The organism is Streptomyces sp. NBC_01288 (genome assembly GCF_035982055.1).
Lineage (GTDB): Bacteria > Actinomycetota > Actinomycetes > Streptomycetales > Streptomycetaceae > Streptomyces.
On sequence record NZ_CP108427.1, the window covers coordinates 3930257 to 3956305 of the forward strand.

A 26049-nucleotide genomic window follows, 5' to 3' on the forward strand; every position below is an offset into this window, starting at 1 on the left:
ACCCGCACCCGGCAACGCACACAAGCCCCCTCTTCCTCCCCCGCTACTCCCCCGGCCACTCCGGCGTCCGCTTCTCATTGAACGCCGCGACCCCCTCCGCCCGGTCCCCCGAAAACGCCACCGACCGCCACGCCGCATCCTCGACCTCAAGACCGGCCCGCAGATCCAACCCATGCCCCAACCGCAACGCCCGCTTGGCCGCCCGCAGCCCAACAGGCGAATTCGCGGCGATGCGCGCACCCAGAGCAAGTGCCTCCTCGCGGTCCTGGCCCGCCTCCACCAGAACATCCACCAGCCCCAGCCCTGCCGCCTCCACCGCAGCCAACCTCCGCGCGGTGAAGATCAGTTCGGCCGCCCGAGCCGCACCCACCCGCCGAGGCAGCAACTGCGTACCGCCGCCCCCCGGAATCACCCCCACCGACACCTCCGGCAGCCCCACCACAGCCGTACCGTCCGCCACGATCAGGTCGCAGGACAGGGCGAGTTCGAAGCCGCCACCGAGGGCGAAGCCGTGCACGGCGGCGATCGTCGGCATGGGGAGCTCCAGGACGCCGGTGTACGCGCCGCGCGCGACCGGGCGCTGCCGTACGAGATCCGCGTCGCTGAACGAGTTGCGCTCCTTGAGGTCCGCGCCGACGCAGAACGCCCGCTCGTGCGACGAGGTCACCACGGTCACGCGCACGTCCCGGTCCGCCGCCAGCGCCGCGCAGGCCTCGGCGATCGAGCGCGCCATCGCCGTAGAGACCGCGTTCATGGCCTTGGGCCGGTCCAGGACCAGTTCCGCGACATACCCGTGCCGCCGCACCAGCACGAACTCCCCGAACCGCTCCTCGCTCATGACCGCCTCCTGGTTAACGTGGGTTAACAGACCTCGCCCCGATCATCGCACGGCCCTTCCCCGTTCGGGTGACATCCCACCCAACTCCCGCCGCACCGCCCGTAGAAGCGCATAACGTGCGTCCGCCACACCACAGGGGAGGGATCGTGACGACGACCACGAAGGCGGAGCGGACAGAGGACACCGCGGAGACAGAACCGCCGCTACCTCTCCCTCGCGGCCGGCACCGCCGCCCCCGCCCCCGCAAGGTCATGCTCGCCGTAGGAGGGCTCGCCGTGGCCGCCGGTGTGCTGAGCCTCGTACGACTGGCGCCCGAGTCGGGGGTCGGCGGCCTGGGTACGGCGGAAGCGGAGCCCCGCCCGGACCCCGGCACCGGCGCCACCGACGGCACCGACCGGCCCGCCAACGCCGCCGCGACCATCAGCGCCGACCCGACCGCGATCCCCTCCGCCACCTCGGTGATGGGCGGTGCGAGCGCGACCCCTACCCCGACCGCCACGACGACCTCCGCGGTCGTACCGACTCCGTACGCGACCGCGCCGCCGACGACCTCAGGAGACGCGGACCCTACGACCGTCCCCGAGACGACGACGGCCACCACCCCGCCACCTCAGGCACCGGCTCCGCGCCCCACCTCGACACCCACGCCGACCCCGAGCCGGACCACCAACTCCCCTGCCCCCGCACCGAGTCGGCCCAGTCTGTGCGTGCCGATCATCGGGCTCTGCGTGGACCCACTGGTCCATCGCGGCTGAGGCGCTACGCCGGTGACGAGTCCCGGCGTGTGAGGAGCCAGGGTTCGACAACTCCCAGGCCGCGTACGGGGCGTTGCCACATCGGCTGGAGCCCGAAGCGGTACGTCGGGGGCTCCTCGCCCTCCTTCTCGGCGGTGGCCGCGGCTTCCGCCGCCTCCGCCTCGGAGGCGGGAGCCTCGCCGCTGCGGATGAGTTCCTCGGCGAAGGCGCTGTCGACGAGGACGGCGTCGCGAGGAGCTATCGACGTGAGGCGGGAGGCGAGGTTGACCGTCGTGCCGAAGACATCGCCCATGCGGGTCGTCACCGTGCCGAAGGCCATGCCGACGCGGAGTTCGGGCATGGTCTCGTCGTTCGCCATGGTCTCGATCAGCAGCAGGGCGATCTCGGCGGCGACTCCGGCGTCATCCGCGGAGTAGAGGACCTCGTCGCCCAGGGTCTTGATGAGGCGTCCGCCGCGCGCGGCCACCAGGTCGGCGGCGGTGGTCTCGAAGGCCTCGACCAGTTCGCCGAGTTCCTCCTCCTCCATGCGGCGGGTCAGGCGCGTGAAGCCCACCAGGTCCGCGAAGCCGACGGCCAGGCGCCGGTCGACCATCTCCTCGTCGTCACCGGCCTGGACGACCCGGCCGGCCGACGCGGCGAGCTGGCGGCGCCAGACGTAGACGAGGAACTCCTCCAGTTCGGGCAGCAGCAGCTCGATGATCGGGTACGTCACCTCGGTGCGGGACATGCCCGGCTCCGGGGGTTCGGTCAGGCCCTCCAGGAACGAGTCCATCTGCCAGCCGGCCAGCCGCGCGGTGGTCTGCCCGGTGGAGCGGGCCACCTGCACCGCCATCGCCTCGCTCAGCAGCCCCGCCTCGACGAGACCGGCCAGGCGCCGCAGCGCGAGGACGTCCGCCTCCGTGAACGCCTTGGCCTGGCCGACGTCGGCGAAGCCCATGGCCCGCCAGAACCGCGTGGCCAGCTCCATGGAGACGCCGGCGGTGCGGGCCGCCTGGAAGGGGGTGTAGCGGCGCTCGGCGCCCAGGATGAGCCCTTCGAGGCGCAGCGCGAGCGGGTCCTCGCCGGGTTCGGCGGCATCGGGGGCCACCCGGCCGTCCGCGTCCGCGCCGGAGCCCGTGTCGTCGACGGTCACGCCTGCTGCCCTTCCGATCTGCCACGGTCAGGTATCGACCGGGCCCAATGCTACGGCAGGTGTGGGCCAGCTCACTCCGTGAGTCACACGGGAAGAGCCGCCACAAGGGCGGTCGGGGTCACGCGGGGCGCAGGTGGACGATGTCGCCCGCCCCCACGGGCTCCTGCACGCCGTCCTCCGTGGCCAGCACGAGCCGCCCGTCGCCGTCGATCGCGACGGCCTCCCCGGTGATGGAACGGTCCCCGGGCAGTTCGGCCCGGACGGCCCGGCCGAGCGTCGAGCAGCCGGCCGCGTAGGTCTCCTGGAGGCCGCTGGAGGCCGGGTCGCCGCCCGCCGCGCGCCACTTGTCGTACCAGTGCTCCAGGGACCGTAGAACCGCCCGCAGCAGGGGATCGCGGTCCGTGGTGACCGCCCCGGCCAGGGCCAGGGAGGCCGCCTGCGGCACGGGCAGCTCGTCCTCGCGCAGGGTGACGTTGATGCCGACGCCGACGATCACGGCGTCGTCGCCCGCGCGCTCGGCGAGGATGCCGCCGGCCTTGCGTTCTTCGCCGCCGACAGTCACCAGGAGGTCGTTGGGCCACTTGAGTGCCGTGTCGACGCCGGCCGACCGGGACAGGCCCGTCGCGACGGCGACACCGGTGAGCAGCGGGAGCCAGCCCCAGCGGGCCACGGGGACGTCGCTCGGCTCCAGGAGCACGGAGAAGAAGAGACCGGAGCGGGCCGGTGCCGTCCACTGCCGGTCGAGCCGCCCGCGCCCGGAGGTCTGCTCCTCGGCGACGAGCACCGCACCTTCTTCGGCGTTCCCCGCGAGTGCCAGGGCCATGAGGTCGGCGTTGGTGGATCCGGTGCGCTGCACGACCTCAATGTCGCAGTAAAGGCCCCCGTGGCCGCCGTCCCGCACCAGGCCCTTGCGCAGCGCCGCACCGTTGAGCGGCGGACGGTCCAGGTCGGACCAACGACTGTTGTTCTCGTCTGAGGCATCTCGCGGCGTCATGCAATCCACCCTAGGTGTGTGTCGTGCAAGCCACCCAAGGTGTGTTGTACGCCGCACTGCCGATCGGTAGGCCCGCCACTACTCTACGGATGAGTAACCCGTCCCCCTTTTGAGCAGGCAGGGAGCCGCAATCCCGATGTCCGAGCCGGAAGCGCCTCAAGAGATCGACATCCACACCACCGCCGGGAAGATCGCGGATCTTCAGCGCCGTGTCCAGGAAGCGACGCACGCCGGCTCGGAACGTGCCGTCGAAAAACAGCACGCCAAGGGCAAGTTGACGGCCCGTGAGCGGATCGACCTGCTCCTCGACGAGGACTCCTTCGTCGAGTTCGACGAGTTCACCCGGCACCGTTCCACGGACTTCGGCCTGGAGAAGAACCGCCCCTACGGCGACGGAGTCGTCTCCGGGTACGGCACGGTCGACGGCCGCCCCATCGCCGTGTTCTCCCAGGACTTCACGGTCTTCGGCGGCGCCCTGGGCGAGGTCTACGGCCAGAAGATCGTCAAGGTGATGGACTTCGCGCTGAAGACGGGCTGTCCGGTCATCGGCATCAACGACTCCGGCGGCGCCCGCATCCAGGAAGGCGTGGCCTCGCTCGGCGCGTACGGCGAGATCTTCCGCCGCAACACGCACGCGAGCGGTGTGATCCCGCAGATCAGCCTGGTCGTTGGCCCGTGCGCGGGCGGAGCGGTGTACTCCCCCGCGATCACCGACTTCACGGTGATGGTCGACCAGACCTCGCACATGTTCATCACCGGCCCGGACGTCATCAAGACGGTCACCGGCGAGGACGTCGGCTTCGAGGAGTTGGGCGGGGCGCGCACCCACAACTCGGTCTCGGGCGTGGCCCATCACATGGCGGGCGACGAGAAGGACGCGATCGAGTACGTCAAGCAGTTGCTGTCGTACTTGCCGTCCAACAACCTCAGCGAGCCCCCGGCGTTCCCCGAGGAGGCGGACCTCACCGTCACGGACGAGGACCGCGAGCTGGACACGCTGGTCCCGGACAGCGCGAACCAGCCGTACGACATGCACACGGTGATCGAACACGTCCTGGACGACGCGGAGTTCTTCGAGACCCAGCCACTCTTCGCGCCGAACATCCTCACTGGTTTCGGCCGGGTCGAGGGCCGCCCGGTGGGCATCGTGGCGAACCAGCCGATGCAGTTCGCGGGCTGCCTGGACATCGACGCGTCGGAGAAGGCGGCGCGCTTCGTCCGGACCTGCGACGCGTTCAACGTCCCGGTCATCACCTTCGTGGACGTCCCCGGCTTCCTCCCGGGCGTGGACCAGGAGCACTACGGCATCATCCGCAGGGGCGCGAAACTGATCTACGCCTACGCGGAGGCAACGGTCCCGCTCATCACGGTGATCACCCGCAAGGCCTTCGGCGGCGCCTACGACGTCATGGGCTCCAAGCACCTCGGCGCCGACCTCAACCTCGCCTGGCCGACCGCCCAGATCGCCGTCATGGGCGCCCAGGGCGCGGTCAACATCCTGCACCGCCGCACGATCGCCGAGGCGGAGGCGGCCGGTGACGTCGAGGCGACCCGGGCCCGCCTGATCCAGGAGTACGAGGACGCCCTCCTCAACCCCTACATCGCGGCCGAGCGCGGCTACATCGACGCAGTGATCCTCCCGTCGGACACCCGCCGCCACGTGGTCCGCGGCCTGCGCCAACTCCGCACCAAGCGCGAGTCCCTGCCCCCGAAGAAGCACGGCAACATCCCCCTGTAGGAGGAGCAGCCCCCATGAACATCAAAGTCGTACGGGGCAACCCGACCCCGGAGGAACTGGCCGCCGCGTTGGCGGTGGTCAGGGCCCGCGCAGCCGCGGCGACCTCCACACCGCCGGGCACCCCGAGGCCCCGGGACGCCTGGTCCGACCCGTCGCGCATCGCGGGCGCCAGGCTCCCCCACCCCGGGCCGAGCGCGTGGACCCGCGCTTTCTGGCCCGGCTAGGGAGAGCCGCCCCTCGCATGTGCGGTGATCGAGCACGTCCTCGTGCTCGCGCCACGTGTCGCTGCACTGGTTCCGGACGGAGGCGAGGGCACCGTCGGGTCGACCGCACTCCTGCCCGCAGGTACTCCGGACGCCAGAGAACGGCGCAGGAACCCGCGCCCGACATCGCGCTGCTCGCCGCACAGGTGCCGGGCCGGGCCGGCCTGACCCTCGCCGCGGACCTTCGGAGTGCGCTGCCCGACTGCCGCACCATCATCCGTACGGCCTTCAGCCGGCCCGGCCACCTCGCGCGGGCGATGTCCGCGGGCCGCGGCCGGACACGTCGTGACGGACCCCCCGCCCGAGCAACTTGCGGCTCCGCCGCGTGGGCGCGACCGGCCCCCGCCGCCCCGCAGGCTACAGACAACGCACCACAGCGTCAGCCATCACCCCGTACCCCTCGTCATTGGGGTGCAGATGATCACCGAAGTCGTAGGCAGGGTGCAGCCGATCCGAATCAACCGGGTCGGCCATCACCCGATTCAGATCAACAACCCGATCGAACTCCCCCGAACAACGAACCCACTCGTTGACCTCGTGACTGACCTTCGCCGCCCGCTCCCCCCAGTGATCCGACCCCCCGAACGGCAACAAGGTCGCCCCGATCACGGTGAGTTCATGGGCCTGGCGTATCAACTCCCGGTACCCGGCGATGACTTCCCCCGCGGAAACCACCGGCGCCGGCTTGTACGTAGGCTGCGCATCCGTCTCGCTGAACCCGATGTCGTTCAGCCCCAACAACACAACGACCGTGTCCACCCCGGCCAGTTGAAGCACATCGCGCCCGAACCGGCCCACACCCCGCTCCCCGTACCACGCGGAGTCGTTGAGCAGCAGATTCCCCCCGATCCCGGCGTTCAACACGGGCCGCCCCGTCCGCGAGGCCAACGCGTCCGACCACCGTCGATCGGCCCCCGGCGTGGACCCGAACCCGTCGGTGATGGAGTCACCGAAGAGGGCGATCCCGTCCCTACGCCCGGAGTCGGTCTCCACCGCGGACAGGAAGTACCAGGACTCACTGGACTCGGTGAACCCGTCCCCGCCCTCGTCCTCGTCCTCGTCCCCGCCCTCGTCCAGCAGACACCCCGCGCCTCGGAAGCCGGCCGCGAACGCCTGCGCGTGGAAGGTGGCCGGTCCAGTAGCCGAGTCGAAATACAGCGTGACAGCCACCGGCTCCCCCGCCCCTACGGCGAGTTGGACCACGTCACTCACCAACTCCCCCCGCGCGGGCATCTCCCCCGCCGCCGCACCGCCGAAGGTCAAGCGCACCGCAGACCCTCCAGCGGCCACGGCACCCGCCGCGACCCTCACCGGCGAGTTCCCGTACGCGTTCGAGAAGCGCACCCGCACCCTCTCCCCACCCGCCGTCAACCGCACGACCTGCCGCAACGACTGACGCCAGAATCCCTCGCGGGACCAGTTCGGCGTGAAGCCCTCGCTGGGCAGCTGGGGCGACGCGGTCCAGGCAGCAGTGAACATGACACACCTCTCCAAAAGGAACCACAGCCCCATTACTCTAACGGAACCATAGACCCCTTTGTAAGAGTTGAGTACCCGTACTCAGGCGCCCACCCCGGTCGAGCCGCACGCTGGTGACATGCTGTGGTCCGACCCCGACAACGAGCCTCCCGAGGAACTGCGGGAGACGCAGGTCATGTTGCGGCGGCTCGGGATCCTCATGGCGCTCGCGATGGTGCTGGCGATGATCGTGCTCGGGCTGACATGAGCGCCCCGGACCGCGCCGATACCCTGGACGCATGACAGATCAGCCGCGCCGCCGACTCGTGCTCGCCTCCCAGTCCCCCGCCCGGCTGGGCCTGCTGCGCCAGGCCGGACTGGACCCCGAGGTGATCGTGAGCGGGGTCGACGAGGACGCCGTCAGCGCCCCCACCCCGGCCGAACTCGCCCTCGCGCTCGCCGAGGCCAAGGCCTCCGTCGTCGCCGCGAAGCCCGAGGTCAAGGGCGCCCTGGTGATCGGCTGCGACTCCGTGCTCGACCTCGACGGCGAGGCCCTCGGCAAGCCCGCCGACGCCGAGGAGGCCACCGCCCGCTGGAAGTCGATGCGCGGCCGGGCCGGGACGCTCCAGACCGGCCACTGCGTCTACGACACGACGAGCGGCCGGTACGTCTCGGCGACCGCGTCCACCGTCGTCCGCTTCGGCGAACCGACCGACGCCGAGATCGCCGCGTACGTCGCCTCGGGCGAACCCCTTCACGTCGCGGGGGCGTTCACCCTCGACGGTCTGTCGGCACCGTTCGTCGAGGGCATCGACGGCGACCACGGGAACGTGATCGGCATCAGCCTGCCGCTGGTTCGACGCCTGCTGGCCGAACTGGGCGTAGGCATCACGGAGTTGTGGACCCCGCGGGAGAAGTAGCCGCCGGCCGGGCGAAGTTCGGTCAGGAGGGGTTCGATCAGGAGGGGTTGGGGGCGGCCGGCGGGGCGATCGGCCCCGGGCCCTCGTTCTTGCCCGCGCCCTGCCCAGGGCTTCCCTCGGAGGGGGCCTCCCGGCGGTCGTACGTCATCAGGAGCAGAACGACGAGGGCGAGCACCACCACCATGGACACGAACGCTCCCGGGCCCACCAGGCCCCACGCGAACGCGCCCAGCAGGCCGTGCACCACGGCCACGCTGATCAGCAGGATGCGGCCGAACCCGGCCGGGGCCCGGTCGCGCAAGGCGACGAGCAGGACGACCACTCCGCACAGGGCGAAGTAGAGGCCGAAGACTATGCCGCCGACCTTCGAGGAGATGGACATCGCGTCCGGGTCGAGGCCGGCCAGGGACATGTCCTGGCGGTCGACGACTATCCCCAGGAACCAGTTCAGCGCGGCCACTCCGAGCGCCTCCACGAAGAGGACGAGCGCCAAGATCCATGCCACCGGCCTGCGTACCACCGGCCCCCACCCACTCTCGACAACCACTCGACCAAAGCTTGCGTTACCCCAAGTACGTTCGAGGCACAGTGAACGCTACTAACGGGTAAACCGCGGGACAAGGGTTGTAGCAGGGGCAAAGAATCATTGGGCCATTCGTAGGGACTCCACAAAGAAACGGCGTGGCACGCGGCACGCTCTCACAGAGACCTTGCCCACACCGGAGAGCTAGGGTTTCCACGAGGAGTCCTGCGTACCGAGGTGCGACAAGGGATTTCGCGGGTCGAGCAAGCCTCGCATCACGCTCCGTGTGGGCAAGCTCACCACTGGGGGCGGGTCGATGCGCCGTGTCGGCAGTCCCTAAACTCGGCTTGTTTCAAGGAGGGAGCCTCAATCGTGCGCAAGGTGCTCATCGCCAATCGTGGCGAAATCGCTGTCCGCGTAGCCCGGGCCTGCCGGGACGCCGGGATCGCGAGCGTGGCCGTATACGCCGACCCGGACCGGGACGCTCTGCATGTCCGCGCCGCGGATGAGGCGTTCGCCCTGGGCGGTGACACACCGGCGAGCAGCTACCTGGACATCACCAAGGTCCTCACCGCGGCCCGCGAGTCCGGTGCCGACGCCATCCACCCCGGCTACGGATTCCTGTCGGAGAACGCCGAGTTCGCCCAGGCCGTCCTCGACGCCGACCTGATCTGGATCGGCCCGCCCCCGCAGGCCATCCGCGACCTCGGTGACAAGGTCGCCGCCCGGCACATCGCCCAGCGCGCCGGCGCCCCGCTGGTGGCCGGCACCCCCGACCCCGTCTCCGGGTCGGACGAGGTCGTCGCGTTCGCCGAGCAGCACGGGCTGCCCATCGCCATCAAGGCCGCCTTCGGTGGCGGCGGCCGCGGTCTGAAGGTGGCCCGCACGCTCGAAGAGGTTCCCGAGCTGTACGACTCCGCGGTCCGCGAGGCCGTCGCCGCCTTCGGCCGTGGCGAGTGCTTCGTCGAGCGCTACCTGGACAAGCCGCGGCACGTGGAGACCCAGTGCCTGGCCGACTCCCACGGCAACGTGGTCGTCGTGTCGACGCGTGACTGCTCCCTCCAGCGCCGCCACCAGAAGCTCGTCGAGGAAGCCCCCGCGCCGTTCCTCTCCGAGGCTCAGGTCGCCGAGCTGTACGCCTCCTCGAAGGCCATCCTCAAGGAGGCCGGCTACGTCGGCGCCGGCACGGTGGAGTTCCTCGTCGGCCAGGACGGCACGATCTCCTTCCTGGAGGTCAACACCCGCCTCCAGGTGGAACACCCGGTCACCGAGGAGGTCGCCGGCATCGACCTGGTGCGCGAGATGTTCCGCATCGCCGACGGCGAGGAACTCGGCTACGGCGACCCCGAACTGCGCGGCCACTCCTTCGAGTTCCGCATCAACGGCGAGGACCCCGGCCGCGGCTTCCTGCCCGCCCCCGGCACCGTCACCACGTTCGCGGCACCGTCAGGGCCGGGCGTGCGCCTGGACGCCGGTGTCGAGTCCGGGTCGGTCATCGGCCCGGCATGGGACTCACTGCTGGCCAAGCTGATCGTCACCGGCGCGACCCGCGAGCAGGCGCTCCAGCGTGCCGCCCGTGCGCTGAACGAGTTCCAGGTCGAGGGCATGGCCACGGCCATCCCGTTCCACCGCGCGGTCGTCAGGGACCCGGCGTTCGCCCCCGAACTCACCGGCTCCGCCGACCCGTTCACGGTCCACACCCGGTGGATCGAGACCGAGTTCGTCAACGAGATCAAGCCCTTCGCGGCCCCCACGGACGCCGAGGCGGACGAGGACACCGACCGCGAGACGATCGTCGTCGAGGTCGGCGGCAAACGCCTGGAAGTCTCCCTCCCCGTCTCGCTCGGCATGTCCCTGGCCCGCACCGGACTCGCCGCCGGGGCCAAGCCCAAGCGCCGTGCGGCCAAGAAGTCCGGCCCCGTCGCCTCCGGCGACACCCTCGCCTCGCCGATGCAGGGCACGATCGTCAAGGTCGCGGTCGAGGAGGGCCAGGAGGTCAAGGAGGGCGACCTCATCGTCGTCCTCGAAGCCATGAAGATGGAACAGCCGCTGAACGCGCACAAGTCCGGCACGATCAAGGGACTTGGCGCGGAGGTCGGGGCGTCCATCACGTCCGGCGCGGCGATCTGCGAGATCAAGGACTGATCCGGCGGTACGTCCAGAGGTGCCCGGCCGACAGGAACAGCCTGTCCGCCGGGCACCTCTGTAATGTGACGGCACAGTGCCTAGGAGGGCAGGTGGGACCCATGGCCGACACAGTCAGGCCGCCGGCGGGGCTGCGCGCCGACGCCCGCCGCAACTACGAGCGGCTGCTCGCCGAGGCCCGGGTGTCCTTCGCCGCGCACGGTACGGACGCGTCCCTGGAGGACGTGGCGCGGCGGGCGGGTGTCGGTATCGGCACGCTGTACCGCCACTTCCCCAACCGGCAGTCCCTGATGAGCGCGGTCTTCGAGGACGCGGTGGGTCAACTCCTCGCGCGTTCCCGGGAGTTGCGGGACGCGCCGCAGCCGTGTGCTGCCCTGGTGAGCTGGCTGCGGGAGATGGTGACGCACGCGAGTGAGTACCGGGGGCTTTCCCGGGCGCTGATGGCGGTCGCCCATGACGGGACGTCCGCGCTGGCCCGGTGCAGTGACCCGATCCGGGAGGCGGGGGGTGCGTTGCTCTGCCGAGCGCAGGACGCCGGTGACGTGCGCGGTGATGTCGAGATCGGCGACCTGCTTCAGCTGACCCATGCGATCGCTCTCGCGGCTGAGGGCAACCCGGGGGATCCCGAACTGGCGGACAGATTGCTGACGTTGACGTTGCGGGGACTGAAGCCGTAGCGGTGGTTCGGTTTTCGGGTGCGGCGCCGTCGTGGCTGGTCGCGCAGTTCCCCGCGCCCCTAAAAGACATGGGCCGACCCGCGTTTTCAAGGGGCGCAGTTCCCCGCGCCCCTAAAAGATGGCCCCGTTCAGCCGACCTGCTTTTAAGGGGCGCGGGGAACTGCGCGACCAGCCCCCACCGGCCTGCAAGCCGAAAACGAACCGGTCAACGCCTCCGCAGGTCCGCCACCCTCGCCGCGCGCTCCCGCTCGGGAGACTCCCCGGCGAGTACGCCCGCTGCCCTCAACCCCGGTCCACCGCCCGGTACTTGACCCCGTCGCGGTGCCGGGAGGGGGACATCCCGGCGGCGTTGGTCCCGCGTCGGGGCCTGATCACCCCCCTGTGCTCCCGAACCGCCCGCGACAGCGATCTGCACCCCCTGGTCGGCCAGCGCCTGCAACTCCGTGGCCGCGCGGTCGTCATGGCCCGGGGGCTCGTCGGTGACGAGGCGGGTGATGACGTCCGTGGGCACGGTCTGGAACATGGTGTCCGTGCCGAGCTTGGTGTGGTCGGCCAGGACGACGACCTCGGCGGCCGCCTGGACGAGGGCCCGGTCGACGGACGCCGACAGCATGTTGGACGTGGACAGGCCGCGCTCGGCGGTCAGTCCGCTCCCGGAGAGGAAGGCCCGGGACACGCGCAGGCCCTGGAGGGACTGCTCCGCCCCGCTGCCCACCAGCGCGTAGTTGGAGCCGCGCAGGGTGCCGCCGGTCATGACGACCTCCACGCGGTTGGCATGGGCCAACGCCTGGGCCACCAGCAGGGAGTTGGTGACCACGGTCAGTCCGGGCACCCGGGCGAGCCGGCGGGCCAGCTCCTGGGTCGTGGTACCCGCCCCCACCACGATCGCCTCGCCCTCTTCGACGAAGCTGGCGGCGAGATCGGCGATGGCCGTCTTCTCGGCGGTCGCGAGATGCGATTTCTGCGGAAAGCCGGATTCTCGCGTGAACCCGCCCGGCAATACCGCACCGCCGTGCCGGCGGTCGAGGAGTCCTTCTGCCTCCAGTGCGCGCACGTCCCGCCGTACGGTCACTTCGGAGGTCTGGACGACGCGGGCGAGCTCACGGAGCGATACGGCCCCATTCGCTCGCACCATTTCGAGGATCAATTGGCGACGTTCTGCAGCGAACACGAAACTGACAGTAACCCCAACGACCGTCTGCTTTCAGGTGTTTGCGCCGAATAACGGAAGTTGTTCGTACAGCAGGACCGGAAGTGGTATAGGGCCTAGTCTCGCCGCCTATGCCGCCCGAATGGTCGACAACTCCCCGTGACCAGCGGGGAGTCCGTTTCGGCTCAGACTTCGCCCGTCGCCTTCCGCGTGTGGAGCTGCCGGGCCACCTCGGCGATCGAGCCCGAAAGAGACGGGTAGACGGTGAAGGCGTTCGCGATCTGTTCGACCGTCAGGTTGTTGTCGACGGCGATCGAGATGGGGTGGATCAGTTCCGAGGCACGGGGCGCGACGACCACACCGCCGACGATGATGCCGGTGCCCGGACGGCAGAAGATCTTGACGAAGCCGTCCCGGATGCCCTGCATCTTCGCGCGCGGGTTGCGGAGGAGGGGGAGCTTGACGACGCGGGCGTCGATCTTGCCGCCGTCGACGTCGGCCTGGCTGTAGCCGACGGTCGCGATCTCGGGGTCGGTGAAGACGTTCGAGGAGACGGTCTTCAGGTTGAGCGGGGCCACCGCGTCGCCCAGGAAGTGGTACATCGCGATACGGCCCTGCATCGCGGCCACCGAGGCGAGCGCGAAGATCCCGGTCACGTCACCGGCGGCGTACACACCCGGAGCCGTCGTACGGGAGACCTTGTCGGTCCAGATGTGGCCCGAGTCGCGCAGCCTGACGCCCGCCTCCTCCAGGCCCATGCCCGCGGAGTTCGGGATCGCGCCGACGGCCATGAGGCAGTGCGAGCCGGTGATGACGCGACCGTCGGCGAGGACGACCTCGACCTTGTCGCCGACGCGCTTGGCGGACTGGGCGCGGGAGCGGGCCATGACGTTCATGCCGCGGCGCCGGAAGACGTCTTCGAGTACGGCGGCGGCGTCCGGGTCCTCGCCGGGCAGGACGCGGTCGCGGGAGGAGACGAGGGTGACCTTGGAGCCGAGGGCCTGGTAGGCGCCTGCGAACTCGGCGCCGGTGACACCGGAGCCGACCACGATCAGCTCTTCGGGGAGTTCGGTGAGGTCGTAGACCTGGGTCCAGTTCAGGATGCGCTCGCCGTCCGGGCGGGCGTCGTCCAGCTCGCGGGGGTGGCCGCCGGTCGCGATGAGGACGGCGTCGGCGACGAGGGTCTCCTCGGTGCCGTCGGCCGCCTTCACGATGACCTTGCGGGAGCCGTCGATGGCCTGCATGCCGTCGAGCCGGCCCCGGCCGCGCATGACACGGGCGCCGGCCCGGGTCACGGACGCGGTGATGTCGTGCGACTGGGCGAGCGCGAGGCGCTTCACACGGCGGTTGACCTTGCCGAGGTCCACGCCGACGACCCGGGCCGCCTGTTCCATGGGTGGGGTGTCGTCGGCGACGATGATGCCGAGTTCCTCGTACGACGAGTCGAAGGTGGTCATCACCTCGGCCGTCGCGATAAGGGTCTTCGACGGGACGCAGTCGGTCAGCACCGACGCCCCGCCCAGACCGTCGCAGTCGACGACGGTCACCTCCGCGCCGAGCTGCGCTGCCACCAGCGCCGCTTCATAGCCGCCGGGTCCGCCACCGATGATCACGATCCGAGTCACGTACCCCATTGTCCCGCACGCTTCAAGGTGCTTCCGCCCGGGGGGGCGAGGCCCTGCCGGGCGAAGGGGGGTCGCGGGGAGGGTGTCCAGTGCGGGGCTGCGGTGGGCCACTGAAAGCTGGGGGCAAAACTAACCACTGTGACCCCGAGTGACCGGTTAGAAAAAGACCCAGCTCGCGGAGGGCACACGGGGGCGGCGGGCGGCGCCCGTGCCAGTGGCACCGGTACCCACGGTTACGGGAGTGGCGGGTGGTTCCGCTGCCGTACTCTCGAAGCATGTCGCTCTACGCCGCGTACGCCGGCAATCTCGACGCGCGGCTGATGACCCGCCGCGCCCCGCACTCGCCGTTGCGCGCCACGGGCTGGCTGAACGGGTGGCGGCTGACTTTCGGCGGCGAGCACATGGGCTGGGAGGGCGCGCTCGCGACGATCGTGGAGGCCCCGCGCTCCCAGGTCTTCGTCGCGCTGTACGAGATCGCGCCGCCCGACGAGGACTCCATGGACCGGTGGGAGGGCGTCGGCCTCGACGTCTACCGCCGCATGCGGGTCCGGGTGCACACCCTGGAGGGCGAGGAACCCGTCTGGCTGTACGTCCTCAACGGGTACGAGGGCGGGCTCCCGTCGGCGCGGTATCTCGGTGAACTCGCCGACGCCGCCGAGTCCGCGGGCGCGCCGCACGACTATGTGATGGAGCTGCGGAAGCGTCCCTGCTGAGGGTTTCCTCACGGCTCTGCCGAGGGTTCCCCGCGATTCCGCTGAGGGTTTCCCACACATAACGCCCGTCACAGGTCTCGTTGGAAACGACAAGACAACGATCGCCATCCCGTGCGCTCTGTCATCTACGCGCGTAGGCCCAGACCAGCTACGCTCATCCGCGTGAACGCATCTCTTCTTCCGGACGACATCCAGGGCGACCCCCATGCCGCCGCTGACGCCGCCGCCACGCGCCTGCGCGAACTGACGGGCGCCGAGACCCACGACGTCGCCCTTGTGATGGGCTCCGGCTGGGGACCGGCCGTCGACGCGCTCGGCGTTTCCGAGGCCGACTTCCCCGTCACCGAGCTGCCCGGTTTCCCGCCGCCGGCCGTCGAGGGACACGGGGGCCGGGTCCGCTCGTACAAGATCGGCGACAAGCGCGCGCTGGTCTTCCTCGGCCGTACCCACTACTACGAGGGCCGCGGGGTCGCCGCCGTCGCGCACGGCGTCCGTACCGCCGTCGCCGCCGGCTGCAAGACCATCGTCCTGACCAACGGCTGCGGTGGCCTGCGCGAAGGCATGCGACCCGGCCAGCCGGTCCTGATCAGCGACCACATCAACCTCACGGCCACGTCCCCCATCGTCGGCGCGAACTTCGTCGACCTGACCGACCTGTACTCCCCCCGGCTGCGCGCCCTGTGCAAGGAGATCGACCCGGCTCTGGAGGAGGGTGTCTACGCCCAGTTCCCCGGGCCGCACTACGAGACTCCGGCCGAGATCCGCATGGCTCGGGTGATCGGGGCGGACCTGGTGGGCATGTCGACGGTGCTGGAAGCCATCGCGGCGCGCGAGGCGGGTGCGGAGGTGCTGGGCATCTCCCTGGTGACGAACCTCGCCGCGGGTATGACCGGCGAACCGCTGAACCACGAGGAGGTCCTCCAGGCCGGCCGGGATTCCGCTTCGCAGATGGGGTCACTGTTGGCCCAGGTGCTCGGGCGGTTGTAGGCGCACTTGTAGGCGCGGGCCGGCATCGTCCAGCCCGTCCGGCGATTGAGGACGAGGCCCCTTCAGGGCCGAAGGGGGGTCTGGGGGCGCAGCCCCCAGGTACCCGCACCAAGAGACAACGAGAGGTTGACCGACCGTGCACGCCGATCTCATCGCGCAGGCCAGGACCTGGCTCGCCGAGGACCCCGACGCGGACACCCGTGACGAGCTCGCCAAGCTCATCGACGCGGGGGACGTCGCCGAGCTCGCGGAGCGCTTCAGCGGCACCCTCCAGTTCGGCACCGCCGGCCTCCGGGGCGAACTGGGCGCCGGGCCCATGCGGATGAACCGTGCGGTCGTCATCCGGGCCGCCGCCGGACTCGCCGCGTACCTCAGGAAGACCGGCCACACCGACGGCACCGGAACCGTCGTCATCGGCTACGACGCCCGCCACAAGTCGGCGGACTTCGCCCGCGACACCGCCGCGGTGATGGTCGGCGCGGGACTCAAGGCGGCCGTACTCCCCCGCCCCCTCCCCACCCCCGTACTCGCCTTCGCCATACGGCACTTGGGCGCGATCGCGGGCGTGGAGGTCACCGCCAGCCACAACCCGCCACGGGACAACGGTTACAAGGTCTACCTCGGCGACGGCTCCCAGATCGTGCCCCCGGCCGACGCGGAGATCGCCGCCGAGATCGAGGCGATCGGCTCACTGCACGACGTGGCCCGTCCGGACACCGGCTGGGAGATCCTCGACGACGCCGTCCTCGACGCCTACCTCGCCCGCACCGACGCCGTCCTCGCCCCCGACTCCCCCCGCACCGCCCGCACCGTCTACACCGCGATGCACGGCGTCGGCAAGGACGTACTGCTGGCCGCGTTCGCCCGGGCCGGGTTCCCGGAACCCGTGCTCGTCGCCGAACAGGCCGAGCCCGACCCGGACTTCCCGACCGTCGCGTTCCCCAACCCGGAGGAGCCCGGCGCGATGGACCTCGCCTTCGCGCAGGCCCGTGCCAGCGACCCCGACCTGATCATCGCCAACGACCCCGACGCCGACCGCTGCGCCGCAGCCGTGAAGGCGGACGGGAAGTGGCGGATGCTGCGCGGCGACGAGGTCGGTTCACTCCTCGCCGCACACCTCGTGCGACGCGGCGCCCGGGGCACCTTCGCCGAGTCGATCGTGTCCTCGTCCCTCCTCGGCCGTATCGCCGAGAAGGCGGGTCTGCCCTACGAGGAGACCCTCACCGGCTTCAAGTGGATCGCCCGGGTGGAGGGCCTTCGCTACGGCTATGAGGAAGCCCTCGGTTACTGCGTGGACCCGGACGGCGTGCGCGACAAGGACGGCATCACGGCCGCCCTCCTCATCACCGAGCTGGCCTCCGAGCTGAAGGCCGAGGGGCGCGATCTGCTCGACCTCCTCGACGATCTCGCCGTCGAGCACGGCCTGCACGCCACCGATCAACTCTCCGTCCGCGTCGAGGACTTGACCGTCATCGCGGACGCCATGCGGCGGCTGCGCGAGCAGCCGCCGACCGCGCTCGCGGGGCTGGCCGTCACCAAGGCCGAGGACCTGACCGAGGGCACGGAGAAGCTCCCGCCCACGGACGGCCTGCGCTACACGCTCGACGGCGCCCGGGTCATCGTCCGGCCCAGCGGCACCGAGCCCAAACTGAAGTGCTACCTGGAGGTCGTGGTGCCCGTCGCCACGCACGCCGATCTCCCAGCGGCCCGCGCGCAGGCGACCGAGACCCTCGCGACGATCAAGCGGGACCTGTCGGCGGCGGCCGGTATCTGAGCCGTAGCGGAACACACGGGGTGTCCCTGTCCGGGGGCACCCCGTCCGCGTCCCGTGCTGCGGTCAGGACAGCCAGCGCGTGACGAGCAGCACCGTCCAGGCCAGCGCGAGAAGCACGGCGAACGGCCACAACCGGCGTCCCCGCTCGCCCACTTCGCTCTCGCCGGTGGGGCGCAGGGCGGGGTCGGCGATCATCGCGGAGAGTTCGGCGGCGAGGGCGTCGTAGGGGTGGGTCAGTCCGCGTCGGCGTTGCAGCCAGGGCCAGCGAGGTGCGGCCATCGACCAGTCGTCGCCGTCGCGCACGCGCAGCTGGAGTTCGAAGGACTCCCGGCGGGCCGCGCGGAGGTCGTCCCAGGGGATGTGGCGCGGGGCGCGCAGCCGGTTCAGCCAGATGCCGGTGTGGTCGGCGGTGATGCGCCAGCGCAGTTTCACGGGGACGCGGACGGCGCACATCAGGCCGAGGAGGAGGAGCAGACCCCGGAACCAGAGGCTGTCGTCGATCCCCAGCAGGAAGTACCCCAGACACCACTGCACGGTCAGGAAGCCCGCCAGCCAGTCCACCGGCCCCGCCCGCCAGCGCCGTACCGGCACCACGGTGGTCCCCGCGCGCAGAGTCGCGGCCAGTTCCTCGTCCCGGGCCGCCCGGACCTTCGCCCGCTTCGCCCGGTCGAGCCGCCGCCGCGCCGCGCCCTCCGGCAACGGTCGTACGGGCCCGGTCGACCACTCCGCCACCGGAGGCTCGCCGGGCTCCTCCGCCGCACCGATCAGCAGGATCTCGGCGCCGTCGTAGGGGGTGCCGTACAGGACGGCCTCGCGCAGGGGAGCGGGAGCGGCGGCCGCGTGCGCGTCGAGGAGTTCCTCCAGCTCCTCCGGCTCCAGCTCGTCGCCCTTGTCGTCGCCCTTCCCCTTGTCGTCGCCCGCTGCCCTCGTCGCGACCGTGAAGAGCGGCCGTAGCGCCTCCGTGTCGTCCGTCGCGTAGATCACGGCGTCCTCGTGCTCGTCCTTGCCGACGAGGACGCGCAGTACGGGTGCGGGGGTCGCGCGCAGGACGATCGCCCTGCGTCGGCCGAGGGCTCCGGAGAGGAGCAGGGTGAGTGCCAGGCCCACCACGAACAGGCCCTCCGCGACGGCCAGTTGGCGGTCGCCCGCCGAGTGCCACAGGCCGGAGGTGGCGAGCAGTACGACTCCGGGTACGGCCATGCCCGCCCCGAACCTGAGGAGAAGCCGGCCCCGCCGCACCGGTCCGTCCGCGTCCGGCGGCACGGCCGTGACCCCGCCGGCCGCGGCCAGGGCGCGCTGCCGCTGGCGGGTACGCGCGCGTGCCCGTAGTTCGGTGGCCGTCACGGAGGCGAGGACCAGCAGGGCGGCGCAGACCAGGACCGGCCAGGGCAGCCCGGTCGCCCGGACCGCCACCAGCACGATCAGCACGGGGGCGGAGAACCGTACGGCCTCGGGGCGCCACAGCCACCAGACGACCTGGAGCGGCAGCAGCGCGACCAGATCCGGGGGCAGGTCCGTCGTCGCCAGCAGGCCGAAGGCGGCGAACAGGGCGCACCAGACGGCCAGTTCGAGGGCCCAGCGCCGCGGCCGGACCGGCACCCACCACGGCACGACCGCACCGGCCCACACGCGCGCGTGCTCGCCGTTCCAGTCCACGCACCCGTCGGGTATCGCGGTGGTGGGCAGCGGCGACGACTCCCGGACGTTCGCGGTCATGACATCCCAGAGAGGTAGGGGTGGGGAGGTGTGTGCGGGGGGTGTGCCCGTCCGGTCAGCCCGTCGCCAGCAGGATCGCCAGGAGTACCGCACCGGCGACCACCGGCCCGATCACCTCGTACGCCCACCGCACGGTGACCTCGCCCTGCGCCGACTCCGCCTGCTCCCTGGCCTCCAGCAGCTCGCGCAGGTCGGCCATGATCTGGTCGGACTCCGCGCGCGTGGGCCCGGCCTGCACGGCGCCGCCCCGCATGCCGCTGCCCGCGCCCATGCCGCCGCCGAACCCGCCGATGCCGCCGCCGAAGCCCAGGGCGCCGGACCTGCCGCCGCGCCGCGCTCCCGCCGCCTCCGCCGCGGCCTTCGCCTCGCGCCGTGCCGCCTTCTTGCGGCCGCGCAGCGAGACCGGGACCGACCACAGCTGGAACTTGGCGCCCGCCTTCGTGACGACCTCGTTCGAGAACCCGGACCGCAGGCTGGCGATCTCGCCCCACGGCAGTACGACGACCCGGAACGGGTTGCGGACGCGCAGCCGGTCCGGGCCCGCGTACACGGCCGGGCGGAGCGTGAACGCGGCGATCGCCGGGACGACGAGGATCAGGCCGGCCAGCGCGAGCCACGGGGTGCGGCCGTGGCCGGACACGAGGGCGTCGATGCCGAGCCAGCAGGCGATGGCCAGCAGCAGGACACCGCCGATGAGGCCCGCGGGTGAGCGGTAGATCCGGTCTTTGGGCTCGGGGTGCGGGGTCGTCATGATGCGAATTCTGCCTCAGAGGTGCGCCTGGTCGCCGTTCGGGTTGTGTGCGTTCGCGACTGCGGGTGCGCTGTGGCTGGTCGCGCCCACGCGGCGGAGCCGCACATAGATACAGCCCCGCGCCCCTTGGGTGGGACCACTTGCCCGGGGTGTACAGCTGCTACGCGCGTAGATATGCTCGTGTGGTGACCATGCCCATCACTGCACCTGCTGCTGCACACGCACTCGGCGAGGTAACGGCTTCCGACAGCACGCTGCGCCGTTTCCTTCACGGGCTGCCCGGCGTCGACGCGGTCGGCCTGGAGGCGCGTGCCGCCTCGCTCGGGACCCGTTCCATCAAGACCACCGCGAAGGCGTACGCCATCGACCTCGCCATCTCGATGGTCGACCTGACGACGCTGGAAGGCGCGGACACCCCGGGCAAGGTCCGGGCGCTCGGCGCCAAGGCGGTCCGCCCCGACCCGACCGACCGCACGAGCCCCTCGACCGCGGCCGTCTGTGTCTATCCGGACATGGTGGCCACCGCGAAGGAGGCCGTCGCCGGTTCCTCCGTGAAGGTCGCCTCCGTCGCCACCGCCTTCCCGGCCGGCCGCGCCGCGCTCGACGTGAAGCTGGCCGACGTGCGGGACGCGGTCGCCGCGGGCGCCGACGAGATCGACATGGTCATCGACCGCGGGGCGTTCCTCGCGGGCAACTACATGAAGGTGTACGACGAGATCGTCGCCGTGAAGGAGGCCTCGGGCGCCGCCCGCCTGAAGGTCATCTTCGAGACCGGCGAACTCTCGACGTACGACAACATCCGCCGTGCGAGCTGGCTCGGCATGCTGGCCGGCGCGGACTTCATCAAGACGTCGACGGGCAAGGTCGCCGTCAACGCGACGCCCGCGAACACCCTGTTGATGCTGGAGGCGGTCCGCGACTTCCGCGCCCAGACCGGTATCCAGGTCGGCGTGAAGCCCGCGGGCGGTATCCGCACCTCCAAGGACGCGATCAAGTTCCTGGTCATCGTCAACGAGACGGCGGGCGAGGACTGGCTGGACAACCACTGGTTCCGCTTCGGCGCGTCCTCGCTCCTGAACGACCTGCTGATGCAGCGTCAGAAGCTGGCCACCGGCCGCTACTCCGGCCCCGACTACGTGACGGTGGACTGACCATCATGGCTACTTTCGACTACGCACCCGCCCCCGAGTCCCGCTCGGTCGTCGACATCGCGCCCTCCTACGGCCTGTTCATCGACGGCGAGTTCACGGAATCGGCGGACGGCAAGGTCTTCAAGACCGTCTCCCCCTCCACCGAAGAGGTCCTCTCCGAGATCGCCCAGGCCGGCGAGGCGGACGTCGACCGCGCGGTGAGGGCCGCCCGCAAGGCCTTCGAGAAGTGGTCGGCGCTGCCCGGCTCCGAGCGCGCCAAGTACCTGTTCCGCATCGCCCGGATCATCCAGGAGCGCAGCCGCGAACTGGCCGTCCTGGAAACCCTGGACAACGGCAAGCCCATCAAGGAGACGAGGGACGCCGACCTCCCCCTGGTCGCTGCGCACTTCTTCTACTACGCGGGCTGGGCCGACAAGTTGGACCATGCCGGCTTCGGGGCGAACCCGCAGCCCCTGGGCGTCGCGGGCCAGGTCATCCCCTGGAACTTCCCGCTCCTGATGCTCGCGTGGAAGATCGCCCCGGCACTGGCGACCGGCAACACGGTCGTCCTGAAGCCCGCGGAGACCACCCCCCTCTCGGCGTTGTTCTTCGCGGACATCTGCCGCCAGGCCGGCCTCCCCAAGGGTGTCGTCAACATCCTTCCGGGCTACGGCGATTCGGGCGCCGCGCTCGTAGCGCACCCGGACGTGAACAAGGTCGCCTTCACCGGTTCCACGGCGGTCGGCAAGGCGATCGCGCGCCAGGTGGCCGGCACGACCAAGAAGGTCACCCTCGAACTCGGCGGCAAGGGCGCGAACATCGTCTTCGACGACGCCCCCGTCGACCAGGCGGTGGAGGGGATCGTCACGGGCATCTTCTTCAACCAGGGCCAGATCTGCTGCGCGGGATCGCGCCTCCTCGTCCAAGAGTCCATCCAGGACGAGCTGTTGGACTCCCTGAAGCGCAGGCTCTCCACCCTCCGCCTCGGCGACCCGCTCGACAAGAACACGGATATCGGCGCGATCAACTCCGCCGAGCAGCTCTCCCGCATCACCACCCTCGTGGAACAGGGCGAGGCGGAGGGTGCCGAGCGCTGGTCCCCGTCCTGTGAACTCCCGTCCTCCGGCTACTGGTTCGCCCCGACGCTCTTCACGAACGTCACCCAGGCGCACACCGTCGCCCGCGACGAGATCTTCGGCCCGGTGCTGTCGGTGCTGACCTTCCGTACGCCCGAGGAGGCGGTCGCGAAGGCCAACAACACGCAGTACGGCCTCTCGGCGGGCATCTGGACGGAGAAGGGCTCCCGCATCCTCGCGGTCGCGAGCAAGCTGCGCGCGGGTGTCATCTGGTCCAACACGTTCAACAAGTTCGACCCGACCTCGCCGTTCGGCGGCTACAAGGAGTCGGGCTACGGCCGCGAGGGCGGTCGCCACGGCCTGGAGGCGTACCTCGATGTCTGACGCACGACTGTCCGTCTTCAAGACCTACAAGCTGTACGTCGGCGGGAAGTTCCCGCGTTCCGAGAGCGGCCGGGTGTACGAGGTGACCGACTCAAAGGGCAAGTGGCTGGCGAACGCGCCCCGGTCCTCCCGCAAGGACGCCCGCGACGCGGTCGTAGCGGCCCGCAAGGCGTTCGGCGGCTGGTCCGGCGCGACGGCGTACAACCGCGGCCAGATCCTCTACCGCATCGCCGAGATGCTGGAGGCCCGCAAGGACCAGTTCGCGCGTGAAGTCGCGGACGCGGAGGGCCTGTCGAAGACCAAGGCGGCCGCGGTCGTCGACGCGGCGATCGACCGCTGGGTCTGGTACGCGGGCTGGACGGACAAGATCGCGCAGGTGGTCGGGGGCGCGAACCCGGTAGCGGGCCCGTACTTCAACCTCTCCTCGCCCGAGCCGACGGGCGTGGTCACCGTCCTGGCCCCCCAGGAATCATCGCTCCTCGGCCTGATCTCGGTCATCGCCCCGGTGATCGCGACCGGCAACACGGTCATCGTCATCGCGAGCGAGAACTCCCCGCTCCCCGCCCTCTCGTTGGGCGAGGTCCTGGCCACCTCCGACCTCCCCGGCGGAGTCGTCAACATCCTCTCCGGCAACACGGCGGAGATCGCGGCCCCCCTCGCCGCCCACCAGGACGTCAACGCGATCGACTTGGCGGGCGCAGACGACGTACTGGCGAAGGACCTGGAGATCGCAGCGGCCGACAACCTCAAGCGAGTTCTCCGTCCACACCCTGTGGACTACACGGAGACTCCCGGCATCGACCGCCTGACAGCCTTCCTGGAGACAAAGACGGTCTGGCACCCCACAGGTTCACTGGGAGCAGGCGGCTCCTCGTACTAACCGGGGGGCGTGTCGTATCAAGCGGCCGCAGGCCGCTTTTCCAGGGGCGCGGGGAACTGCGCGACCAGCCACAACGGGCCGTCACCCGGCAACGAGACCGCAGCTCCCCACCCCTCCCCCGCAATCCCTCAACCCCCCAACAGCCCCGTCACCTGCCCCACCACCGGCATACTCCCGATCGACTGAGCCTCGGCCACCGGCCCCGTCAACGCCTGCGAGGCCAACGGTTGAAAGTCCGCGAGCTGGGTCGCAACCCCGTTGTCGAGCGGGTCGACACCCGTCCCCGCAAGCGGGTTGGGCTTGAGCCCGGCGACAGGCCCGGTGACATACCCGACCGTGCCGGTGAGCGCACCGAGCCCCGCCGCGGGGTCGATCTTGCCCAGAGACGTGGGCCGCGTCCGCATCACGTCGACGACCGGCGCGGTGTCCGCGGCGGCCGACGCCGCCCCCGCACCGAGGGCGACTCCGGCGGTCGCGAGGGCGACCAGGGCGCGCTGGGCGGTCGGATGCTGGGGGGACGTGTGTCGTGCCATTGCTGGTGCCACCTTCTGGTGCGCAGGGTAATCAGGTCAGCACGAAGGGTAGTTGACGTGTGATGCGCGTTCCACTGGCGACCCGCGGGGTCGGCAGGACGTACGGAATGCGTCAAACTGGTGTCCCGTGAGCATCATTTCCCCGTCACCGGCCCGTGTCGTGCTGCTGTGCGGCCCCTCGGGTTCCGGCAAGTCCCTCGTCTCCGCCCGGTCCGGCCTGCCCGTGCTGCGGCTCGACGACTTCTACAAAGAGGGCGACGACCCGACGCTGCCGCAGGTGGCGGGGAGTTCGGACATCGACTGGGACCACCCGGACTCCTGGGACGCGGACGTGGCGGTCGCCGCGATCGTCGAGCTGTGCCGCACGGGCCGTACGGACGTACCGGTCTACGACATCTCGCTGAGCGCGCGCACGGGCACGGAGGTGGTCGACGTGGGCCGGACCCCGTTGTTCATAGCGGAGGGCATCTTCGCCGCCGAGGTCATCACCCGGTGCCAGGAGCTGGGCGTCCTCGCGGACGCGCTGTGCCTGAGCCGCGGTCCGATGCGCACTTTCCGGCGCCGCTTCCTGCGGGATCTGAGGGAGGGCCGTAAGTCCGTGCCGTTCCTGTTGCGCCGCGGCTGGCGGCTGATGCGGCTGGAGCGCTCGATCGTGGCCCGGCAGACCGGACTCGGCGCGTACGCCTGCGACAAGGACGAGGCGCTGGGACGGCTGGCCGCGGCGGCGGTGGGCCGGCGCCCGGCGCGAATCAGTCCGGCGTCTTCTCCGTCATAGGACCGCAACCATCAATTGAGGCACCACGACGGCGAGCAACCAGGTCCGCGAGAGCGGCGCCGGTTTAGGCGCAAAAAGCGGGACTGGACGGACCCCCCGGCCCTCCAGTCCCGCTCTCCCTGTTCCCCCGTGGTACTTCCCCCGTGTTCCCCCCATGGTCCCCGTGACCCCGTCGGCACCCCCCGGTACCGATCCCCCGCGGTCCCCCCGGACCTTCCCCCGTTACCTACTCCCCCCCAACCCTCAGGCGACAAGCTCCCCGAAGGCGTCCTCCTCGTCACGGCCGAAGCTGAGGACCTCGTCCTCGCGCATACGGCGGAGCGACCGCCAGATGCTGGACTTCACCGTGCCGACACTGATGTCGAGGATCTCCGCGATCTCCGGGTCCGTGCGGCCCTCGTAGTAGCGGAGGACCAGCATGGTGCGCTGGAGTTCCGGCAGCCGGGACAGCGCCTGCCACAGGACCGCGCGCAGTTCCGTGCCGCGCATCGCGTCCGTGTCGCCGGGCGTCTCCGGCAGTTCCTCGGTCGGGTACTCGTTCAGCTTGCGGCGGCGCCACGCGCTGATGTGCAGGTTCGTCATGGTGCGGCGGAGGTAGCCCCCGACCGCGGCCTTGTCGCTGATCCGGTCCCACGCCTTGTACGTCGAGAACAGCGCGCTCTGGAGCAGGTCCTCGGCCTCGAAGCGATCGCCGGTCAGGTGGTACGCGGTGGCGTACAGGGAGGCGCGGCGCTCCTGGACGTAGGCGGTGAACTCCGCCTCCGACAGCGAGTGCCGCTCCCCCGTGTCCTCCCTGTACGCGCTTCCCCCATGCGCTTCCCCCGTGTGCGCGTCAACCACCGTCATGTAACCGGTGTGCTGACGCCCGACGCTGCGAGCGCACCCCCGCCCGTTCACAGCGCCGGACTTCTCGGAACCCCGGGTGACGTCGTGCAGACGCGTGATGACTGCGTTGTTGCTGGTGCTGTGCAGCGTGTTCATCTCGCGCCCCCCGTAGTGGACTTGCCCGGTGTTCGGATGTTCCGGCTCGGTTCCTCGTGGTTCCTTGCCTGTGCCGAAAATCCTGCCGGGGTCACTTCATGGACGTGTCCCCCGACTGTCACAGACCTGTC

Annotated in this window: 25 protein-coding genes; 14 read left to right on the plus strand and 11 right to left on the minus strand. The window is 70.7% G+C overall.

The window, feature by feature from the left end; translation table 11 throughout:
• Positions 1–43 precede the first annotated feature (43 nt).
• On the minus strand, positions 44–838 hold the full coding sequence (locus OG194_RS17040; protein ID WP_327401707.1) for an enoyl-CoA hydratase/isomerase family protein: 795 nt from the start codon (positions 836–838) through the stop codon (positions 44–46).
• Between the two features lie 146 nt (positions 839–984).
• On the opposite strand from OG194_RS17040, the gene OG194_RS17045 reads away from it, so the two are divergent.
• On the plus strand, positions 985–1593 hold the full coding sequence (locus OG194_RS17045; RefSeq protein WP_327401708.1) for a hypothetical protein: 609 nt from the start codon (positions 985–987) through the stop codon (positions 1591–1593).
• Positions 1594–1597: 4 nt separating this feature from the next.
• On the opposite strand, the gene OG194_RS17050 is transcribed toward OG194_RS17045, so the two are convergent.
• Both OG194_RS17050 and OG194_RS17055 read right to left on the minus strand, forming a co-directional pair.
• Positions 1598–2725, minus strand: a complete 1128-nt coding sequence (locus tag OG194_RS17050) for an adenylate/guanylate cyclase domain-containing protein (RefSeq protein WP_327401709.1) — start codon at positions 2723–2725, stop codon at positions 1598–1600.
• A gap of 118 nt (positions 2726–2843) precedes the next feature.
• The gene (locus OG194_RS17055) at positions 2844–3719 is read right to left on the minus strand and encodes a biotin--[acetyl-CoA-carboxylase] ligase (RefSeq protein WP_327401710.1); all 876 of its coding nucleotides are present in this window, start codon (positions 3717–3719) and stop codon (positions 2844–2846) included.
• A gap of 136 nt (positions 3720–3855) precedes the next feature.
• Here OG194_RS17055 and OG194_RS17060 point away from each other — a divergent pair, with 136 nt between their 5' ends.
• Positions 3856–5457, plus strand: coding sequence for an acyl-CoA carboxylase subunit beta (locus OG194_RS17060; protein WP_327401711.1), 1602 nt, complete (start codon positions 3856–3858; stop codon positions 5455–5457).
• Positions 5458–5471: 14 nt separating this feature from the next.
• The gene (locus tag OG194_RS17065) at positions 5472–5681 is read left to right on the plus strand and encodes an acyl-CoA carboxylase subunit epsilon (RefSeq protein ID WP_327401712.1); all 210 of its coding nucleotides are present in this window, start codon (positions 5472–5474) and stop codon (positions 5679–5681) included.
• 396 nt (positions 5682–6077) lie between these two features.
• Here the strand turns inward: OG194_RS17065 and OG194_RS17075 are convergent, their stop codons facing one another.
• Complete coding sequence (locus OG194_RS17075; RefSeq protein WP_327401713.1) at positions 6078–7199, minus strand: SGNH/GDSL hydrolase family protein; 1122 nt, start codon at positions 7197–7199, stop codon at positions 6078–6080.
• A 118-nt stretch (positions 7200–7317) separates the two neighbouring features.
• On the opposite strand from OG194_RS17075, the gene mmpB reads away from it, so the two are divergent.
• Positions 7318–7446, plus strand: coding sequence for a morphogenic membrane protein MmpB (gene mmpB / locus OG194_RS17080; protein WP_327401714.1), 129 nt, complete (start codon positions 7318–7320; stop codon positions 7444–7446).
• Positions 7447–7477: 31 nt separating this feature from the next.
• Positions 7478–8098 (plus strand): Maf family protein, encoded by a 621-nt coding sequence (locus OG194_RS17085; RefSeq protein ID WP_327401715.1) that lies wholly within the window; start codon positions 7478–7480, stop codon positions 8096–8098.
• Between the two features lie 37 nt (positions 8099–8135).
• Here the strand turns inward: OG194_RS17085 and OG194_RS17090 are convergent, their stop codons facing one another.
• Positions 8136–8603, minus strand: a complete 468-nt coding sequence (locus OG194_RS17090) for a hypothetical protein (RefSeq protein ID WP_327401716.1) — start codon at positions 8601–8603, stop codon at positions 8136–8138.
• Between the two features lie 390 nt (positions 8604–8993).
• Between OG194_RS17090 and OG194_RS17095 the strand changes: the two genes are divergently transcribed.
• Both OG194_RS17095 and OG194_RS17100 read left to right on the plus strand, forming a co-directional pair.
• On the plus strand, positions 8994–10766 hold the full coding sequence (locus OG194_RS17095; RefSeq protein WP_327401717.1) for an acetyl/propionyl/methylcrotonyl-CoA carboxylase subunit alpha: 1773 nt from the start codon (positions 8994–8996) through the stop codon (positions 10764–10766).
• Between the two features lie 101 nt (positions 10767–10867).
• A complete protein-coding gene (locus OG194_RS17100) occupies positions 10868–11443 on the plus strand; it encodes a TetR/AcrR family transcriptional regulator (protein ID WP_327401718.1) in 576 nt (191 codons plus the stop codon).
• Between the two features lie 205 nt (positions 11444–11648).
• Here OG194_RS17100 and OG194_RS17105 read toward each other — a convergent pair whose 3' ends face one another.
• Positions 11649–12614: a DeoR/GlpR family DNA-binding transcription regulator gene (locus tag OG194_RS17105; protein ID WP_327401719.1), complete on the minus strand. Its 966-nt coding sequence runs from the start codon at positions 12612–12614 to the stop codon at positions 11649–11651.
• A gap of 164 nt (positions 12615–12778) precedes the next feature.
• Positions 12779–14227 (minus strand): NAD(P)H-quinone dehydrogenase, encoded by a 1449-nt coding sequence (locus OG194_RS17110; protein ID WP_327401720.1) that lies wholly within the window; start codon positions 14225–14227, stop codon positions 12779–12781.
• Positions 14228–14493: 266 nt separating this feature from the next.
• Between OG194_RS17110 and OG194_RS17115 the strand changes: the two genes are divergently transcribed.
• The 3 genes from OG194_RS17115 (at position 14494) to OG194_RS17125 (ending at position 17692) form a co-directional block, all read left to right on the plus strand.
• Positions 14494–14931 carry a gamma-glutamylcyclotransferase gene (locus OG194_RS17115; protein WP_327401721.1) on the plus strand — a complete coding sequence of 146 codons (438 nt, stop codon included), beginning with the start codon at positions 14494–14496 and terminating at the stop codon, positions 14929–14931.
• A 162-nt stretch (positions 14932–15093) separates the two neighbouring features.
• Positions 15094–15918 (plus strand): purine-nucleoside phosphorylase, encoded by an 825-nt coding sequence (locus OG194_RS17120; RefSeq protein ID WP_327401722.1) that lies wholly within the window; start codon positions 15094–15096, stop codon positions 15916–15918.
• Between the two features lie 136 nt (positions 15919–16054).
• Positions 16055–17692, plus strand: a complete 1638-nt coding sequence (locus OG194_RS17125) for a phospho-sugar mutase (RefSeq protein ID WP_327401723.1) — start codon at positions 16055–16057, stop codon at positions 17690–17692.
• A gap of 63 nt (positions 17693–17755) precedes the next feature.
• Here OG194_RS17125 and OG194_RS17130 read toward each other — a convergent pair whose 3' ends face one another.
• Positions 17756–19408 (minus strand): hypothetical protein, encoded by a 1653-nt coding sequence (locus OG194_RS17130; protein ID WP_327401724.1) that lies wholly within the window; start codon positions 19406–19408, stop codon positions 17756–17758.
• 55 nt (positions 19409–19463) lie between these two features.
• Positions 19464–20159: a PH domain-containing protein gene (locus OG194_RS17135; RefSeq protein WP_327401725.1), complete on the minus strand. Its 696-nt coding sequence runs from the start codon at positions 20157–20159 to the stop codon at positions 19464–19466.
• 191 nt (positions 20160–20350) lie between these two features.
• On the opposite strand from OG194_RS17135, the gene deoC reads away from it, so the two are divergent.
• The 3 genes from deoC to OG194_RS17150 are packed head-to-tail and all read left to right on the plus strand — an operon-like array spanning position 20351 to position 23629.
• Positions 20351–21310, plus strand: coding sequence for a deoxyribose-phosphate aldolase (gene deoC, locus OG194_RS17140; protein WP_327407105.1), 960 nt, complete (start codon positions 20351–20353; stop codon positions 21308–21310).
• A 5-nt stretch (positions 21311–21315) separates the two neighbouring features.
• Positions 21316–22749 carry an aldehyde dehydrogenase family protein gene (locus OG194_RS17145; protein ID WP_442811572.1) on the plus strand — a complete coding sequence of 478 codons (1434 nt, stop codon included), beginning with the start codon at positions 21316–21318 and terminating at the stop codon, positions 22747–22749.
• Positions 22742–23629 (plus strand): aldehyde dehydrogenase family protein, encoded by an 888-nt coding sequence (locus OG194_RS17150; protein ID WP_327401726.1) that lies wholly within the window; start codon positions 22742–22744, stop codon positions 23627–23629. Before OG194_RS17145 ends, OG194_RS17150 begins: the two co-directional genes overlap by 8 nt.
• Before the next feature lie 128 nt (positions 23630–23757).
• Here the strand turns inward: OG194_RS17150 and OG194_RS17155 are convergent, their stop codons facing one another.
• A complete protein-coding gene (locus OG194_RS17155) occupies positions 23758–24162 on the minus strand; it encodes a hypothetical protein (protein WP_019055774.1) in 405 nt (134 codons plus the stop codon).
• Between the two features lie 127 nt (positions 24163–24289).
• On the opposite strand from OG194_RS17155, the gene OG194_RS17160 reads away from it, so the two are divergent.
• On the plus strand, positions 24290–24937 hold the full coding sequence (locus tag OG194_RS17160) for a uridine kinase family protein (RefSeq protein ID WP_327401727.1): 648 nt from the start codon (positions 24290–24292) through the stop codon (positions 24935–24937).
• A gap of 243 nt (positions 24938–25180) precedes the next feature.
• Here the strand turns inward: OG194_RS17160 and OG194_RS17165 are convergent, their stop codons facing one another.
• Positions 25181–25918, minus strand: coding sequence for a SigE family RNA polymerase sigma factor (locus tag OG194_RS17165; protein ID WP_327401728.1), 738 nt, complete (start codon positions 25916–25918; stop codon positions 25181–25183).
• Positions 25919–26049: the final 131 nt, after the last annotated feature.